Below are 15,842 nucleotides of genomic sequence, written 5' to 3' on the forward strand. Positions count from 1 at the left end.
CTCCGGGGATCGACTCTACAGCGCCCACGACGTGGGTGTACCGCGGACATGGGGGGTTGACATCTTCGGCGTTCCAGAGCGCCGAGGCGAGGAGCGCGAGGCCGGCGGGCGGGCGTGAGGCCGGCGGGCGGGCGCGGCGCGTGGACGGGCGGGCTCAGCGCATGGACGGGCGGGCTCAGCGGGCTCGCCCCGCGTCAGGGCCGCTTCTCGAAGGTCACTTCCGGGTACTCCGGTGAGGGACCGTCGAGCAGCGGCGCCGCTTCGCCGCGCACGTGCGCCTGGACGAAGGCGCGCGTGTACGCGTTCGTGATCTCGACCGCGCGGGCCGGCTCGAGCGTGCCGAGCAGCTCCGGGAGGGCGCCTTCGCCGAGGAAGTGCTCGACGACGATCGGCAGGTCCGAGAACGTGAGGTGGGCGGTGTCTTCGACCCGCGCCCGGTAGCCCTGGCCGTTCAGCGCGTCGTAGGTCTCGTCGATGCTCGGATCGTCGGGGTGGTCCGCCGCGAGCATGATGAAGAAGGGCTGCGCGAGGCCCCTGCCGGCGCCGTCCTGCGGCCCGAAGAGCCTGCCGTCGATGTCGAGGCCGGCGTCGAAGCGGTCGTCGCGGGCGCATACCTCGGCGGCCATCGCGCCGCCGTAGGAGTGGCCGAGCACGCCGAGCCGCTCGAGATCGAGCCGGCCCGTGAGCAGGCCGCCCGGGTCGTCCTGCGCGGCGGCCGTGAGCTCGTCGAGCACGAAGAGCGCGTCGTCGGCCCAGACCCCGACGTGCTCGCCCATCGCCTGAGTGAAGGCCTCGATCTCCTCCTCCGACGCGTCCATCGCCGGCGTCAGGACGACCGAGCCGAAGGGCACGGCGCGGCCGTCGGGGAACACCGTGAGCTCGGTGTCGTAGGTGTGGCTGATGGCGGCCACCACGAAGCCGTGGCTCGCCAGGTCCTCGAGGAGGCTCGTGTAGTCGGCGCGGAGCATCCCGAACCCGTGCGAGAAGAGGAGCACCGGGTGGGGCGCGCCGTCCTCGGCGACCGGCACGCCCACGCGCGCGTGCGTGAGGATGCGCGCCTCGAAGCCGTCCTCGGCCGGGAGGCCGCCGGTCGTGCGCCGGCTGTCGCCTTCCTCCGGCGACAGGTACGGCGCGAGCTGCCCTGTGCCGCAGGGATCGGCCGGGTAGAAGAGCTGCACCATGAGCTCCCGGCGATCGTCGGGATCTTCCGTCGCCTCTTCTCCACGTGCGCTGTCGGTGAGGGCGCGGATCTGCGTGCCGACCGGGTGCGGGCCGGTCGGGCGGGGCAGCTCGAGGACGCCGTCGGCAGGCGCCTCGTCGCCCCAGCCGGAGCAGACCGGATCGCCTTCGTGCGGCGGCAAGGCCTCGTCATCGGCGCAGCCGGCGAGGAGCGTGGAGGCGGAGAGGGCTGCGAGCAGGCAGAGGGCGTGTCGAGAGACGTCGCTGTGGAACATGCGCGCATCGTTCTCACGGCCTGGCCGAGACCGGCGCGGCGAGCACGATCGTGGCGCTCGATCGGGCTCGGCAGACGCGAAGATCCGCCTGATAGAAACCGCAGACCCCTGTAGTATCGGCACCATGCGGGCAGTTCAGGAGGTGTGGCGGCGACCCAGTGGGCGACGCGTCAGGCAGACCAGCGACGGCGGTACGAGGCGAGGCCACTCTCGAGGAGCCGCGGCTCCGCGACCGCATGGAGACATTTCAGATGTTCGAGCACAGCCCCGCATGGCCGCATGGCGAGGTTCAGGACGCATTCCCAGAGGTCTTTTATGTCTTGGGTACGAACAAAACTCACCACGCCGGGATCAATCTCCAGACGAGCCGCACGATGACCGTGCTCCGACAGGACCGAGAGCTCACGCTCGTGAACACCGTGCGCCTGACCGAGGAAGGGTTGCGCCAGCTCGACGCCCTCGGCCAGGTCCGCCACATCGTGCGGCTCGGTGCATTCCACGGTCGAGACGATCCTTTCTATCGCGACCGCTATGGCGCCACCCTGTGGGCGCTTCCCGAGGCCGTGGCGGCCGACGGCCGACCTGCCGACCGAGCGCTCGCTGAAGGGGGCCCGTTCCCGGCTCACGGGGGCATCGTATTCGTGTTCACGACGGCGCGGTTCCCTGAAGCCGCCGTCTTACTCCCGCGGGAGGGCGGAATCCTCATTACGTGTGATGCCGTCCAGAACTGGTCACACGTCGATCCCTTCTTCTCCGAAGAAACGGGCGCGCTGTTCGTCGCCCAAGGGTTGATCGGCGCGGCGAACATCCCCGCGACCTGGCGAGAGGCGTGCGCCCCCGATATTTCAGATTTTCGCCGCCTGGCCGATCTGCCGTTTCGCCATCTCATCAGCGCTCATGGTGAGCCGCTTCGTGACGGCGCCAAAAAACTACTCCAGGCCCGCATAGACGAAGAATTTCGCCTGCGAGGACAGGAGCCGGCGTGACACTGGTGACGCCGCCCGACGAGCCGTCGCAGACGACGGCGCCCTCCCTCACCATGCCCGATCCGGCGTCCGCGGCTGAACGCCAGGATCGGTAGACACATCGGGGAACGCGATGCACAGCGCACACTCCATGCCCGCGATCCTGCTCACCCGCGGGCGCGATCCCTGGCTCAGCGTGCTCCTGCTGTCCGGCCTCGCCCTCACCGTGTTCGGCGCCGGCTCTCTCCTGCGAATCCCGGCTGGCCGCGTCGGCGGGGTCTACGTGGTCGTAGCGGTGGCCTTCTTCGTGGTCCGGAGGGCCTTCGGCGGGCTCGAGCGGAATCTGGAGCGTTTTGGCGTCGTGCACCTGTTCGCGCTGGTGCTCGTGGCCTTCGCCCACGCGGCGATGCTGGTGCAGAGACATCCGTGATCAGTTAGCCAAACTAAGCGTCATGGGACTGTTCGACATCGTCATCGCCCGAGCGGGCTGCCCCAGCTGTGGACATTTCCAGGAGTGGCGCGTCCAGTACCGGTACGGCTACTGCTGGCATCACGAGTACAGGCTCGGTGACCGAATTTGTTGGTTCGATCCGCCTGGGCGCCCGGCGCCGCTCAGCGATGATGGCGAGAACGTGGGCGGACTCGTCACAGTGCCCGGGTTCGTTGAAAGCGGTTGCTCGAAATGCGGCCTTGGCGAGGGCGCGGCCCTCTGGTTCCGGGACAATGTTGTTCACGCGATGGAGATCACGCTCTCGGAGCGCGGCGGCGAGTGGGAGCGGCTCGAACCTTCTTCTGGATGGATGCGCTTCTGGTCACGCCGCGTGGCAGGTAGCGCGAACGAGGACCGCCTCGAGCTGAGCTGCCGTGGCGATCGGTGGACCGTGGCCATCGCCGACGGGGCGGGCGGGCTGTCGGGCGGCGCGGCCGCCGCCCGCTCGGCGACGAGCGCGATGGCGGCGCTCGGCGCCGAGATGGAGCTCGACCCGGACGGCTGGTGCGATCGCCTCAGCCTGCTCGGCCGTGAGCTGGAAGCCGAGCGCAGATGTGGTGAGACGACCGTCGTCGTGGTCCAGGTCAGCCGAGGCGAGCTCTGGGGCGCCAGCGTGGGGGACTCGGGCGCGCTCCTCGTCACGCCCGACGGACCGATCGAGCTGACGGCGCTCAGCCCTGCTTGCGGGGCGCCTTGAGCGAGAGCTTCAGCAGCACGTCGTCGCGGATCAGATCGTCCTGCTTGCCCGGATAGACGATGCCGAAGTCCTTGCGGTTGATCACGAACTCCGCGCTGCCCGACACGGCATCGGCGCCCTCGGTGATGGTCGCCGGGAAGGTGATCGTCTTCTTCACGCCGTGCAGATCGAGCTCGCCCGTGATGGTGTGCGTCGCGCCCTTCTCGCCGCCGGCCTTGATCTCGGTCGAGGTGAACGTCGCCTTCGGGTACTTCTCGACGTCGAAGAAGTCCGGCGACTTGAGGTGGCCGTCGAGCTTCTCGGCGTCGGTCTTCACCGACGACGCGTCGGCCTCGACGGTGAGCTTGCCGCCCGCGGCCTTGCCGCCGGCGAGCGTGATCGAGCCCGAGATCTTCTCGAATTTGCCCTCGTGTTTGCCCGTGACCTTCGAGCCGACGAAGCCGATGGTCGAGGCGGCCGCGTCGAGGGGCAGCGCCTCGGCGGGGCCCGCGGGCGCGGCGGCGGCCTGGGTCTGCGCGGGCGCGGCGGTCGAGATGGTCGCCTTGGGCTTGTCCTTGGTCGGATCTTCGCACCCCGCGAGCGAGAGCAAGAGCGCGGCGGGGAGGGCGATGCGAGCGAAACGAGCGGTGAACATGAGAGACAATCTCCTTATTGGTCAGCCAAACTGCACAGAACGTCTCGTGAACGAGCCATAGGTGAGCCCCGTGATGGGGAACTGCACCGGCTCGCTCACGTCGATCGACGCCCCCATGGCGGCGACGACCGGCACGAAATGCTCGTGGGTCGGGAGCGCCATCCGCACGCCCGGCGCGCGGGCGCGGTACTCGATGAGCGCGCCCACGTCGCGCTGCGAGAGCACCTCGGCGCACCACGCGTCGAACTCCGTGGCCCAGGGCTGCGCGACCGCATCTCCGCGCCAGTCTGCCGCGCGGAGGTTATGGGTCAAGAAACCGCTGCCGACGATCAACACCCCCTCGTCGCGGAGCGGCGCGAGCGCTCGCCCCATCTCGAGGAGCGGAGCTGGAGAGAGCGTCGGCAAAGAGATCTGGAGCACCGGGACGTCCGCGCCCGGGTACATGCAGAGGAGCGGCACATAGGCGCCGTGGTCGAGCCCGCGGCGAGGAGCCTCGGCGACCGGACCCAGCGGGCCCAGCAGCTCCCGGACGCGCCGCGCGAGCGCGGGGGCGCCGGGCGCGGGGTACGTCACCTCATAGTACTTCTCGGGGAAGTTGTAGAAGTCGTAGACGAGGGGCACGGTCTCGGTGGCGCCGAGCGTGACCGGCGCGTCCACCCAGTGGGCCGAGATCATGAGGATCGCCGTGGGGCGCGGCACCGCCTGCGCCCAGGCGGCGAGCTCGGCGACCCACGCGCGATCGTCGAGCAGGAAGGGAGAGCCGTGCGCGAGGAACAGGGCCGGCATGCGCCCCTCGCGCGCCTTGTGCTGGGTGTCGGACATCGAACCTCTCTCGGCCGCGGTGGACGTGGAGCTCGAGGCCGGAGCCGCGCCGGGCGCGGTCGACGTCGAGCGCCCGCAGCCGCCGGCGATCGGTACGGCCCCGCCCGCGGCAAGGAGGAGCCTCAATGCAGCCCGGCGATCCATGATGAGCCCACCCTAGGTCGTTTCCGGTAGTGGTACAATGACCCTGCAATGAAACGCCAGGTTGTCGAAACGGAAACGATCGACGCGAATGTGAGCGATTTGCGGGCCTTCTGCCTGGTGGTCGACCTCGGATCGATCACGGCGGCCGCGAGGACGCTGGGCGAGACGAAGGGGAGCGTCAGCCGCCGCATCACGCGCCTGGAGCACGCGCTCGGGGTGGAGCTGCTCCGCCGCAGCCCGCGGCTCGTGCAGGCGACCGAGGACGGGCTCGCCTACCGGATGCGCGTCGGCCGGGCGCTCGAGCTGCTGGAGGACGCGAACGTGGCGGTGCAGCAGGCGCGCTCGAGGCCGCGCGGGCACCTGCGCGTGACGGCGCCGTTCGATCTCGGGCTGAGCATCCTGGCGCCGCTCTCGGCCGGCTTCGCGGAGCGCTTCCCCGAGATCTCGCTGGAGCTTCTGCTCACCGAGGCGCTCCTCGACTTCGACGCCCACCAGGTCGACGTGGCCCTGCGCGCGACCTCGATCCTCCCGGACTCGTCGCTCATCGCCCACAAGCTGCAGCACATCGAGGTCGGCCTGTTCGCGGCGCCCTCCTACCTCCGCAAGCACGGGGCGGTGCGCCGCCCGGAGGACCTCGAGGGGCACCGGCTGCTGCTCGCCCAGACCGCGCGCGGGCACGCGACGATCGCGCTGTCGGCGCGCGCGCGCGACGGCCGCGATCGCGCGGAGCTCCGGGTGCGCGCGGCGATCTCGGCCTCCGATTTCTCGTTCTGCCGCGAGGTGGCGCTGGCCGGGGGCGGGATCGCGCTGGTCCCCGCGATCAACGTGCGGGGCGACCTCGACGCGAAGCGGCTCGTGCCCGTGCTCAAGGACTACGCGATCCACGGCGCCGCCTCCCTGTACCTCGTTCACCCGGGCACGCGCTTCCTGCCGTCCAAGATCCGCGCCTTCCGCGACTACCTGCTCGACGCGTTCGGCGTCCAGGGGCGGCGCGAAACCCCCGCCGCGGCGCGGTAGCGGGCCGCCCCCGCCGCGCCTGCCCCCGCCGGAGGGAGGCGGGCCGTGCTCGCGCCGGAGCAGCGGATCACCACCGGCTGTTGCTGGGGAAGCAGCGCGGCCCTGGCCCGGCCGTCCCGCGGCCGGCGGGCGCCGCGCGATGGCGGGCGCGGGCCGCTGGACGGCGCCGTCCACGGGCGAGCGGCACGGCGGCATGGGCGTTGCTGGTCATGGCGAGACGATCGCGAGGACGGGCCGCGAGCCATCGGCTCCGCGAGGCCGGTCCCGGCGTCTCCCGAGCGCTCCTCTCCCCCGCCGGCTGGGCGGCGGGCGGGGCGGCGCCTGGGCATCCGCGAAACGGCACCGCTTCCAGCCGCGCACCGAGGTCCATCTGCGCTCGTTCATCGACAGGATTCGCTCACTCGCGATGTTCGCGGCGCTCTCCGCGCTTTCTGCGCTGATTGCCTCGTCCGGGTGCAAGCGCGACGGCGAGGCGAGCGCCGCTGCCACGCTGGCCCCGGACGCCCCGATCCCGGCCGAGATCCCGCGCGAGACGCGGCTCAGCATCGGTGATCCGACGGTGCAGAAGCAACTCCAGCTCTCCGGCGACATCGACAGGCTGCCGTTCCGCGTCGACTGGCAGAACATCAGCGGAGGACCGCAGACCATCGAGGCGTTCCGCGCCGGGGTGCTCGACGCGGGCGCGGTCGGCGACACGCCGCCCATCCACGCCACCTTCACCGGGGTCGACGTGAAGATCCTCACGGTGCAGGTGCGGGAGAAGCCCATCTACGAGCTGGCCACCGCGCCGGGCGCGCAGGTCGCGTCCATCGGCGATCTCCGCGGCAAGAAGATCGCGTATTCGCCGGGGCAGGCGCAGGGCGCGCTCGTCCTGCGCGTGCTGAAGAAGGCCGGGCTGTCGCAACAGGACGTGACGCTCGTCCAGCTCGGGAGCACCGAGTTCAAGGAGGCGCTCACCAGCCGCCAGGTCGACGTCGCGCCGCTGTCCGGCGTCACCCTGCTGCGTTATCTCAACGAGTACCGCGCCGAGGGCGCCTCGTCGATCGCGCATGGAGTCCGCGACAACCTTGGCTTCCTTTACGTGCGCGCCGAGGCGCTCAAGGACGCTCACAAGGCGGCCGCGCTGGTCGACTACGCGAAGTGGCGGACCAGGGCCCAGCTGTGGGCCTACGCGCACCCGGAGGCGTGGATCGAGGCGTACTACGTCAAGGATCAGGGCCTCTCGGCGAAGGAAGGGCGATTCCTTATCGAGGCCGCCGGCAAGCCGCAGGTTCCGCGCGACTGGTCCGAGGCGATCGCGCTGACCCAGGAGACCGCCGACTTGCTCGCCGAGGCCTCCGGCCAGAAGCGGTTCGAGGCCAGGACGATCTTCGACCTCCGATTCCAGACGATCGGAGCGGAGGTGGCCGGCGCCGCCGAGGGCGCCGGACCGACGGACCGGCCGGCGACGGCCGACAGGAGCACTCCATGACGACCGCACTGCCCACGAGCGCCGGCTCGCCGCGCCTCGCCAGCTTCCCGGATCTCACCGCGACCGCGGACGTCTCCGCGGCGCCGTCCGGCGCCCCGACCGGCCGCCGCGTGTCTGGCCGCCGCTTGCGGCGCCGCCTGGGCCCGGGGCGGCGCATCCCGTACGGCCTCGCGCTTGGCCCGGCGCTGCTGCTCGCGCTCTGGGCCGCCGCCTCGGCGACGGGCGCGCTCGACGCGCGCGTGCTCTCCGCGCCGTGGACCGTGGTGACCACGGCCCACGAGCTGATCGCCGACGGGCGGCTCCTGTCCAACCTGCTCACGTCGGCGCAGCGGGCCTTCCTGGGGCTCGCGCTCGGGGCCGGCCTGGGCACGGTGCTGGCGCTCCTCGCCGGGCTGACGCGCGTCGGCGAGGCGCTGCTCGACGGGCCGGTGCAGATCAAGCGCGCGATCCCGACGCTGGCGCTCATCCCGCTGCTGATCCTCTGGTTCGGCATCGGCGAGCAGATGAAGGTGCTCACCATCGCCCTCGGCGTCGTCATCCCGGTCTACGTCCACACCCACGCGGCGCTGCGCACCATCGACGCGCGCTACGTGGAGCTGGCCGAGACGGTCCGCCTGACGCGGTGGCAGTTCATCCGGAAGGTGGCGTTGCCGGGGGCGCTTCCGGGCTTCCTGATGGGCCTGCGGCTGGCGGTGACCGGCGCGTGGCTGGCGCTCGTGGTGGTCGAGCAGATCAACGCCACGAGCGGCATCGGCTACATGATGTCGCTGGCGCGCTCGTACGGGCAGACGGAGATCATCCTCCTTGGCCTCGTCGTGTACGGGCTGTTCGGCCTGGCCTCCGACTCGGCCGTGCGGCTCATCGAGCGAAAGGCCCTGTCATGGCGCCGCATCCTGGCCGGCTGACGGCGGCCCCGCCCGCGGTGCGGATCCGCGGCCTGGTTCGCCGCTTCGGCGCCCGCGTGGTGCTCGACGGGATCGATCTCACGATCGAGCGGGGCGAGTTCGTCGCGCTGCTCGGCCGCAGCGGATCGGGCAAGAGCACCCTGCTCCGGGCGATCGCCGAGCTGGACGACGAGGTGACCGGCTCGGGCGAGCTGCACGTGCCGGATAATAGAGCGGTCGTGTTCCAGGACACGCGGCTCTTGCCGTGGGCGCGGGTGCTCGACAACGTGATCCTGGGGCTCGACGCGCCGCAGGCCCGGGAGCGCGGCCTGGACGCGCTCGCGGAGGTGGGGCTCGCCGGGCGGGAGCGCGCGTGGCCCGTCGAGCTGTCCGGCGGCGAGCAGCAGCGGGTGGCGCTGGCGCGGTCGCTGGTGCGCGATCCGGAGCTCGTGCTGGCCGACGAGCCGTTCGGCGCGCTCGACGCGCTGACCCGCGCGCGCATGCACGACCTCCTGCGCGAGCTGTGCGCGCGGCACCGGCCGGCCGTGCTGCTGGTGACCCACGACGTCGACGAGGCGATCGCGCTCGCCGATCGGGTGCTGGTGCTCGAGGGCGGCCGCATCGCCGAGGAGCGGCGGATCGATCTGCCGGCGCCGCGCCCGCTGCGCGATCCGCGGTTCCTCGCCCACCGCGAGTCGCTGCTTTCGGCGCTGGGGGTCGCGCCGGGCGCGGCCGCTGCCGGAGATCCTGACGCGAACCCTGAACTGGAACGGAGTTCCCCGTGACCCAACGACCCGGACAGCTGCATCTCAACGCGTTTCTCATGAGCGTCGGCCACCACGAGGCCTCGTGGCGCTTGCCCGAGAGCGATCCGTTCGCGAACACGAGCGTCGCGCACTTCAAGAACCTGGCCCGCATCGCGGAGCGGGGGAAGCTCGACTCGGTGTTCCTCGCCGACAGCCCGGTGCTGTGGAACAACGTCGGCCGCAGGCCGGCCGGGACGCTCGAGCCGACGGTGCTGCTCGCGGCGCTCGCCGGGGTGACCGAGCACATCGGGCTGATCGCGACCGCCTCGACGACGTACAACGAGCCGTTCAACCTGGCCCGGCGGTTCGCCTCGCTGGACCACCTCAGCGGGGGTCGGGCGGGCTGGAACATCGTCACGACCGCGGGTGTGGACGCGGCGCGCAACTTCAACCTGGATGAGCTGCCGGCACACAGCGACCGGTACGCGCGGGCGGCGGAGTTCATCGATGTGTCGCTGAAGCTGTGGGACAGCTGGGGCGACGACGCGCCGCTCGGCGACAAGGAGAACGGCGTCTGGGGCGATGACCGCAAGATTTACCCGCCGCGGCACGTGGGGCGGTACTTCAAGGTCGAGGGGGCGCTCAACGTGCCTCGCTCGCCGCAGGGGTATCCGCTGCTCGTGCAGGCCGGCTCGTCGGACGACGGCAAGGAGCTGGCGGCGCGGTACGCGGAGGCGGTGTTCACGGCGCAGCAGACGCTGGAGGACGCGCAGCGGTTCTATGTCGATCTGAAGGGGCGTGCGCGCGCGCTGGGGCGCGATCCGGGGTCGATCAAGATCTTGCCGGGGATCGTGCCGGTCATCGGCGCCACGGAGGCCGAGGCGCACGCGCTCGACGCCGAGCTCGATCGGCTCATCAAGCCGGAGTATGCGAAGCGCCAGCTCGCGCAGACGCTGCGGGTGAAGCCGGAGGAGCTCGACCTCGACGCGGAGTTGCCGCGGGATCTTCCGAGCGAGGATCAGATCGAGGGGGCGAAGAGCCGGTACACGCTGATCGTGAGCCTGGCGCGGCGGGAGCGGCTGACGGTGCGCCAGCTGATCGGGCGGCTGGGCGGCGGCCGCGGCCACCGGACGTTCGCTGGCGCGCCCGAGCAGGTGGCGGACGCGATCCAGCACTGGTGGGAGCAGGGGGCGGCCGATGGCTTCAACGTGATGCCGCCGGTGCTGCCGTCGGGGCTGGAGGCGTTCGTCGAGCACGTGGTCCCGATCCTGCAGAAGCGCGGGCTGTTCCGGACGGAATATGTGGGGACGACGTTGCGGGACAACTATGGGCTGCCGAGGCCGGCAAACCTCAACCTGGGTCGGGATCTGGTCGCGGCGGCAGAGTGAGTCGGATTACAGTAAGCCTCAAACTCGGTCGGGAAATGGACCAGGCAAACCTCAACCTCGGTCGGGAAATGGACCAGGCAAACCTCAACCTCGGTCGGGGAATGGACTGGGCAAACCTCAACCCCAGTCGGGATCTGGTCGCGGTGGGAAAGTGAGATAATTCACAATTGACCGAAGCCCCGGTCGGGGAATGAACCGCGGCCGCTGAATCCAACCCCGGTCGGTGAACCTGAACCCAACCCCGGTCGGGGATCGCCGGTCGGTGAACCTGAACCCAACCCCGGTCGGGGATCGACCTGCAACCCCGCTCGGGAGGCCGGCAAACCCAACCCCGGTCGGGTCGCAACCCCGGTCGGGTCGAACCGCCAACCCAACCCCGTTGCTCGCCCTTTCCGTTTCGTGGTGTGCTGAGGCGCATGGTCGCCTCGAAGCTCGTCGCGGTCCTCTCCACATGCACCCTCGCGCTGGCCGCCGCCGCGACGGGAGGCTGCACCGCCTCGGACGGTGATGCGGAGCCAAAGGCAGACTGCTCGCTGCAGGGACATAACCAGTTCCTGTTCGAGCTGATGAAGGACGCCTATCTCTGGTACGACGGCGTACCCGACCTGGACTACCGAGCGTACCCCTCGCCCGAGGCGCTGCTCGTGGATCTCGTCACCGAGCCGCGGGACCGCTGGAGCTACATCTCGACCAAGAGCGTCGACGACGCGTTCTTCCGGGAAGGGCAGACCCTCGGGTTCGGCATGCGGTGGAGCTTCGACCAGGAGGGCAGCCTCCGGCTCGCGCTGATCCAGCCGGGCTCGCCCGCCGGAGAGGCGGGCCTCCGGCGGGGCGACGCGGTGGTGGCGATCAACGGCATCGACGTCGAGCAGGTCGTGAGCGACGACCTCTGGGAGGAGCTCGCGGGCCCCGACGAGGAAGGGTACGAGATATCGCTGACGATCGAGCGCGCGGACGCCGAGGCCTTCACGGTCGCGCTCCGGAAGGCGTGGTATGGCATCACCACGGTCGTGAGCCCGCGTGTCCTGCAAACAGGGTCCGCGACCGTCGGATATCTCATGCTCACCACCTTCATCGAGCCTTCGGTGAGCGAGCTCGACAGCGCCTTCGCGCTGTTCAGGGAGAGCCAGGTCGACGAGCTGGTGCTCGATCTGCGCTACAACGGCGGTGGGCGCCTCTCCGTCGAGAGGCACCTCGCGAGCCTGATCCACCGGCCGGCGGAGGCCGGCGCGCTGCTCGACATCACCGCCCACAACGACAGGCACGTCGACTGGGACAAGCGGGAGACGTTCGACGACCTCGACCAGCCGCCGCTCCCCCTGTCCCGGCTGGTCGTCATCACGTCCGGCGGGACGGCCTCCGCGAGCGAGTCGCTGATCAACAGCCTGCGCGCCTACATGGACGTGAAGATCGTCGGCTCGACCACGCACGGCAAACCCGTCGGCATGTACGGATGGGACAACTGCGACATGGTCGTGCACCCGATCGCGTTCCGGGTGCTCAACGCCAAGGAAGAGGGCGATTTCTACGATGGCCTCCCCCCCGACTGCGCCGCCGACGACACGCTCGGCGCAGAGCTCGGCGACGCGGGCGAGACGTGCCTCGCCGAGGCCCTGCACCTGCTGGAGCACGGCGCGTGCTCGACCGCGGCGCAGCCGGACGGGGCGGGCGAGCGCCGCGCCTCGCCGCCGCGGGAGATCCCGTGGCGCGGCCTCCGGCGCGAGGTCGGCGCGCTCTGAGGCGCCGCCGCGCCGGCCAGGCGCGGCGCCGTGCGGTCGAGCACGCCGGCGGCGTCCCGGCGCGAAACACCGCCGCTCCCGGCTTGACACGCTGAGCGGCTTGACGGAGATTCCTCCGCCATAGCGGAGACTGGGCCGCGGCCAGGAGGGAATGTCATGAGCCTGCAACTCGGAAGCATCGCGCCTGATTTCGAGCAAGAGTCCACGCACGGGACCATCCGATTCCACGAGTGGGCCGGGAGCTCGTGGGTGATCCTGTTCTCGCACCCGAAGGATTTCACCCCGGTGTGCACGACCGAGCTCGGCGCGGTCGCCAACCTCAAGGCGGAGTTCGACAAGCGCGGCGTGAAGCCCATCGCGCTCAGCGTCGACGACGTCGACTCGCACAAGCGCTGGTCGGTGGATATCGAGGAGACGCAGCGCACGAAGCTGAATTACCCGATCCTCGCCGACGTGGACCGGAAGGTGTCGGGCCTTTACGGGATGATCCACCCGCAGGCGAGCGACACGCTCACGGTGCGCTCGGTGTTCGTCATCGATCCGAACAAGAAGGTCCGCGCGACGTTCACGTACCCGGCGAGCACGGGGCGCAACTTCGACGAGATCCTGCGCCTCATCGACTCGCTCCAGCTCACGGACAGCCACTCCGTGGCGACGCCCGCGAACTGGAAGGACGGCGATGAGGTGGTGATCGTCCCCTCGCTCCAGGACCCCGCCGTCCTCGCGCAGAAGTTCCCCAAGGGGTACAACGCCGTCCGCCCGTACCTGCGCCTCACCCCGCAGCCCAACCGCTGATGCGGCGTGGCGCCGCCCGCGCGCGCGAGGCGTCGGCGCGACGCCTCGCCGCGCTCGCCCTCGTGTTGCCGGCGGCGTGCTCGCGCGCGCCCGCGCCCGAGGCGCTCGGGGCGAGCGGCGGCGGGCCGAAGCCGGCGGCGCGGGCCGCCGGCGCCGGCTGGAAGCTCGTCCACCACGAGACCTTCGATGCGCCGTTCCAGGAGCCCGCCGCGTGGACCGAGGATCGGTATGGCGACGAGAGCCCCTATCACGTCGATGTCTTCGACGAAGATGGTGAGTTCTTCTCCGCGCGGGGCGGCGAGGTGTTCCGGGAAGGGCTGCGGAGGTTCCGATCGTTCCGGAAGTCCTTCACGTATGGCGAGGGCGGCTGGCTCACGGTCGAGCTGTATGGCCGCGACAGCGACCGCGACGGCGTCCCCGAGACGGGCGGCCGCTTCGAGGCGGCGGGCGGCAAGGCGAGGCTCGTCTCCACCCGCCATTACGACGGCGCGATCCTCCGCTCGACCGCGCCGCTGCCCGCGCAGTACCGCGTGGAGGTGACGGTCTCGAACATCGACTTCGGCGGCCTGCGCGAGGGCAGCTGGACGCACGCGGGCAAGACCAACGGCTACGACGGGGACGAGCTGGCCGACCCGTGGCGGTTCAGCGATCGCAGCACCGCGCCGCGGTCGGCGACATCCGATAACGGTGTTTACTTTCTCTGCATCACCGATTACCCGCGGCCGGCCCCTCACAACAACGTCTTCATCCATCACCACCGGAAGGTCGTGATGGACACGGACAGCAACTTCGGCGAGGACGGCCCCTGGTCGCAGGTCTGGAACCCCTCGACCGGCCGGGCCGAGCAGGATGGATCACGTTATGTGAGCATGATCTGGCTCCGCGGCGATGCGTTCGGGAGCCCGTGGACCGGAAATGGGTTCACGTCGTACACCGCCGGCGGGTGGAAGGACGGCCCCATCTTCGTGGACAAGTACCTCGACAGGGAGGCTTACGTGTTCACCGTCGAGCGCGACGGCCGGGGTTATGCGATGTCCGCGGCGGGCAGGTTCCACCACGGCGGCCGCACGACGTACGCCGCGCGGAGGGATTTCCGCGAGCTGCCGGTGACGTGGCACTACAACCAGCGCCCCGACGAGATCGAGGCGGAACACCCCAACGAGACCGTCGATTTCGGCAAGACCTTCGAGACCTGGCCTGCGGGGTCGGCCTACCCGGATCACTTCTTCTTCGGTGATCCGCACATCAACTATTACGAGGGCACCGCCGAGTTCGATGACGTGAAGCTCTACCTGCCGGACGACGGGTAGCGCCGCTCCGGCGGGCCGCGCTGGCCGGGCGCGGCTCCGGCGGAGGCGGTCTCACCCGGACGAGCCGACCCGGAGCCTCCGGTCGAGCGTGTTCACCTGGGCGTGCACCCCGACGAGAGCTTCAGGAGCGGTCCCGGTGTGCAGGAGTCCAGGCCGAGCCGGAGGTTGGCCACCAGGTGATCGAGCGCCGACAGGGGTGCTGGCGCGTCGGCGTACTGATAGCTGTGCGACGTCTCGAGACCATCGCGGCGCAGGCGCACCGACGTTGCGCCGCCGTCGGCGCAGTCAGGGCAGCCGTAGCGGTCGTCGAGGGCGACGCTCGAGAGCACGTCCTCGATCTCGTCGAGCTTTCGCGCGCCTTCGTCCGTCAGCGTCGCCAGGTTCGAGCGGGGACAGCCCTGGTTGCGCGTGCAGGCCGTGAGCGTTAGCTCCGCGCCGTCGCGGGACACCGTCGTGATGCACTCGCCGGCGCAGAGACCGAAGGAGTATCTCGTGGAAAGCCAGATCCCCTCGGCCTCGGACGAAGCGCCGAGCGACTGTTGCTCGGGCGCTGCTTCCTCCTCGGAACCGAGAGCGCAGCCGGCGGCGAACGGGAAGCTAGCGACCAGCGCAAGGACCTTGAAGAGCGTGTTCGGTTTCATGCCAGCGCCGGATGGCAACCGCTGTGCCACGAGCCAGGACACCGCGTGTGGCTCCGGTGCGGGCAGGGGGCTGCGGCCGGGCAGAACAAGACTGCACGCTCGCCCGGTTGCGCGAGGCAGGCGAGCTCGCCGGAGCGCGGCGGGCGGCCTGGCTCGGCCTGCGCAGCGGCATGAAGGTCAGATCTCGCACTTTTTGCGAGCGAAGCGGTGCTGATCCCACGGCAGCTCGATGCGCTCGCCGGCAGGCGTCTCCACGGTGACCGGGGCCGCGCCGAGCGCGGCGACGACGTGCATCTCTTCCTCACCCGTGTTCGCGATCTGGTGCGGGACGCCCGCCGGCACGATGAGCGTCGAGCCCGGGCCGAACGTGAGGGCCACTCCATCGATCTCGCATGTCCCGGAACCGCGGAGGACGACGATCACCTCCTCACATGCGTGCCGGTGACGCGGCGTTTGCGCGCCCGGCGCAATGGTCTGCATCCACACCTCGAGCGTCCGGAGGCCGTCGCGAGGGCCGGCGAGGGTCTGGTGGGCGAGCCCGGGCAGGCTGAGCTTCTCGATCGAGGCGATGTTCAGGACAGTCATGGCTTGATCCTCCAGGCGGCATCGGGCGCGGGTCCGCCCATCGCGACAGGCCGTCGCGGC

At 70.6% G+C, this 15,842-nt stretch carries 16 protein-coding genes; 11 read left to right on the plus strand and 5 right to left on the minus strand.

The annotated features are described in order from the left end of the window. Positions 1–194: 194 nt before the first annotated feature. Positions 195–1,454 (minus strand): alpha/beta hydrolase family protein, encoded by a 1,260-nt coding sequence (locus WMF34_RS00820; protein WP_437992100.1) that lies wholly within the window; start codon positions 1,452–1,454, stop codon positions 195–197. A gap of 251 nt (positions 1,455–1,705) precedes the next feature. Between WMF34_RS00820 and WMF34_RS00825 the strand changes: the two genes are divergently transcribed. The 3 genes from WMF34_RS00825 (at position 1,706) to WMF34_RS00835 (ending at position 3,606) form a co-directional block, all read left to right on the plus strand. Beyond that, positions 1,706–2,440: a hypothetical protein gene (locus tag WMF34_RS00825; RefSeq protein ID WP_437992101.1), complete on the plus strand. Its 735-nt coding sequence runs from the start codon at positions 1,706–1,708 to the stop codon at positions 2,438–2,440. 130 nt (positions 2,441–2,570) lie between these two features. Beyond that, on the plus strand, positions 2,571–2,849 hold the full coding sequence (locus WMF34_RS00830; RefSeq protein ID WP_437992102.1) for a hypothetical protein: 279 nt from the start codon (positions 2,571–2,573) through the stop codon (positions 2,847–2,849). 22 nt (positions 2,850–2,871) lie between these two features. Next, on the plus strand, positions 2,872–3,606 hold the full coding sequence (locus WMF34_RS00835; RefSeq protein ID WP_437992103.1) for a protein phosphatase 2C domain-containing protein: 735 nt from the start codon (positions 2,872–2,874) through the stop codon (positions 3,604–3,606). On the opposite strand, the gene WMF34_RS00840 is transcribed toward WMF34_RS00835, so the two are convergent. Both WMF34_RS00840 and WMF34_RS00845 read right to left on the minus strand, forming a co-directional pair. Next, positions 3,581–4,240, minus strand: a complete 660-nt coding sequence (locus WMF34_RS00840) for a YceI family protein (protein WP_012232797.1) — start codon at positions 4,238–4,240, stop codon at positions 3,581–3,583. The two genes, WMF34_RS00835 and WMF34_RS00840, sit on opposite strands and share 26 nt — an antisense overlap. Positions 4,241–4,261: 21 nt before the next feature. Beyond that, entirely contained in the window at positions 4,262–5,062 is an 801-nt protein-coding gene (locus tag WMF34_RS00845; protein ID WP_044967598.1) for a dioxygenase family protein, read from the minus strand. A gap of 234 nt (positions 5,063–5,296) precedes the next feature. Here WMF34_RS00845 and WMF34_RS00850 point away from each other — a divergent pair, with 234 nt between their 5' ends. The 8 genes from WMF34_RS00850 to WMF34_RS00885 all read left to right on the plus strand — a co-directional run bounded on the left by WMF34_RS00850 (position 5,297) and on the right by WMF34_RS00885 (position 14,556). Further along, complete coding sequence (locus WMF34_RS00850) at positions 5,297–6,223, plus strand: LysR family transcriptional regulator (protein ID WP_437992104.1); 927 nt, start codon at positions 5,297–5,299, stop codon at positions 6,221–6,223. A 406-nt stretch (positions 6,224–6,629) separates the two neighbouring features. After that, complete coding sequence (locus WMF34_RS00855) at positions 6,630–7,694, plus strand: ABC transporter substrate-binding protein (protein ID WP_437992105.1); 1,065 nt, start codon at positions 6,630–6,632, stop codon at positions 7,692–7,694. Beyond that, complete coding sequence (locus WMF34_RS00860; RefSeq protein ID WP_012232801.1) at positions 7,691–8,599, plus strand: ABC transporter permease; 909 nt, start codon at positions 7,691–7,693, stop codon at positions 8,597–8,599. Before WMF34_RS00855 ends, WMF34_RS00860 begins: the two co-directional genes overlap by 4 nt. Then, a complete protein-coding gene (locus tag WMF34_RS00865; RefSeq protein WP_012232802.1) occupies positions 8,575–9,363 on the plus strand; it encodes an ABC transporter ATP-binding protein in 789 nt (262 codons plus the stop codon). The genes WMF34_RS00860 and WMF34_RS00865 overlap by 25 nt, the downstream gene beginning before the upstream one ends. Then, entirely contained in the window at positions 9,360–10,712 is a 1,353-nt protein-coding gene (locus WMF34_RS00870; RefSeq protein ID WP_012232803.1) for an LLM class flavin-dependent oxidoreductase, read from the plus strand. Before WMF34_RS00865 ends, WMF34_RS00870 begins: the two co-directional genes overlap by 4 nt. Positions 10,713–11,128: 416 nt before the next feature. Further along, positions 11,129–12,451: a S41 family peptidase gene (locus WMF34_RS00875; protein ID WP_437992106.1), complete on the plus strand. Its 1,323-nt coding sequence runs from the start codon at positions 11,129–11,131 to the stop codon at positions 12,449–12,451. Positions 12,452–12,607: 156 nt separating this feature from the next. After that, positions 12,608–13,246 (plus strand): peroxiredoxin, encoded by a 639-nt coding sequence (locus WMF34_RS00880; protein ID WP_012232805.1) that lies wholly within the window; start codon positions 12,608–12,610, stop codon positions 13,244–13,246. Beyond that, positions 13,246–14,556 carry a hypothetical protein gene (locus tag WMF34_RS00885; RefSeq protein WP_437992107.1) on the plus strand — a complete coding sequence of 437 codons (1,311 nt, stop codon included), beginning with the start codon at positions 13,246–13,248 and terminating at the stop codon, positions 14,554–14,556. The genes WMF34_RS00880 and WMF34_RS00885 overlap by 1 nt, the downstream gene beginning before the upstream one ends. A gap of 92 nt (positions 14,557–14,648) precedes the next feature. On the opposite strand, the gene WMF34_RS00890 is transcribed toward WMF34_RS00885, so the two are convergent. Beyond that, complete coding sequence (locus tag WMF34_RS00890; RefSeq protein WP_437992108.1) at positions 14,649–15,197, minus strand: hypothetical protein; 549 nt, start codon at positions 15,195–15,197, stop codon at positions 14,649–14,651. Between the two features lie 177 nt (positions 15,198–15,374). Further along, positions 15,375–15,782, minus strand: a complete 408-nt coding sequence (locus WMF34_RS00895) for a cupin domain-containing protein (protein WP_012232808.1) — start codon at positions 15,780–15,782, stop codon at positions 15,375–15,377. Positions 15,783–15,842 lie beyond the last annotated feature (60 nt).

This window comes from Sorangium sp. So ce145 (assembly GCF_051525985.1).
GTDB lineage: Bacteria > Myxococcota_A > Polyangia > Polyangiales > Polyangiaceae > Sorangium > Sorangium cellulosum_B.

Coding starts and splice junctions, on each gene's coding strand:
- WMF34_RS00820 (WP_437992100.1), bottom strand. CDS start 1,454: ATGTTCCACAGCGACGTCTCTCGACACGCCCTCTGCCTGCTCGCAGCC.
- WMF34_RS00825 (WP_437992101.1), top strand. CDS start 1,706: ATGTTCGAGCACAGCCCCGCATGGCCGCATGGCGAGGTTCAGGACGCA.
- WMF34_RS00830 (WP_437992102.1), top strand. CDS start 2,571: ATGCCCGCGATCCTGCTCACCCGCGGGCGCGATCCCTGGCTCAGCGTG.
- WMF34_RS00835 (WP_437992103.1), top strand. CDS start 2,872: ATGGGACTGTTCGACATCGTCATCGCCCGAGCGGGCTGCCCCAGCTGT.
- WMF34_RS00840 (WP_012232797.1), bottom strand. CDS start 4,240: ATGTTCACCGCTCGTTTCGCTCGCATCGCCCTCCCCGCCGCGCTCTTG.
- WMF34_RS00845 (WP_044967598.1), bottom strand. CDS start 5,062: ATGTCCGACACCCAGCACAAGGCGCGCGAGGGGCGCATGCCGGCCCTG.
- WMF34_RS00855 (WP_437992105.1), top strand. CDS start 6,630: ATGTTCGCGGCGCTCTCCGCGCTTTCTGCGCTGATTGCCTCGTCCGGG.
- WMF34_RS00860 (WP_012232801.1), top strand. CDS start 7,691: ATGACGACCGCACTGCCCACGAGCGCCGGCTCGCCGCGCCTCGCCAGC.
- WMF34_RS00865 (WP_012232802.1), top strand. CDS start 8,575: ATGGCGCCGCATCCTGGCCGGCTGACGGCGGCCCCGCCCGCGGTGCGG.
- WMF34_RS00875 (WP_437992106.1), top strand. CDS start 11,129: ATGGTCGCCTCGAAGCTCGTCGCGGTCCTCTCCACATGCACCCTCGCG.
- WMF34_RS00880 (WP_012232805.1), top strand. CDS start 12,608: ATGAGCCTGCAACTCGGAAGCATCGCGCCTGATTTCGAGCAAGAGTCC.
- WMF34_RS00885 (WP_437992107.1), top strand. CDS start 13,246: ATGCGGCGTGGCGCCGCCCGCGCGCGCGAGGCGTCGGCGCGACGCCTC.
- WMF34_RS00890 (WP_437992108.1), bottom strand. CDS start 15,197: ATGAAACCGAACACGCTCTTCAAGGTCCTTGCGCTGGTCGCTAGCTTC.
- WMF34_RS00895 (WP_012232808.1), bottom strand. CDS start 15,782: ATGACTGTCCTGAACATCGCCTCGATCGAGAAGCTCAGCCTGCCCGGG.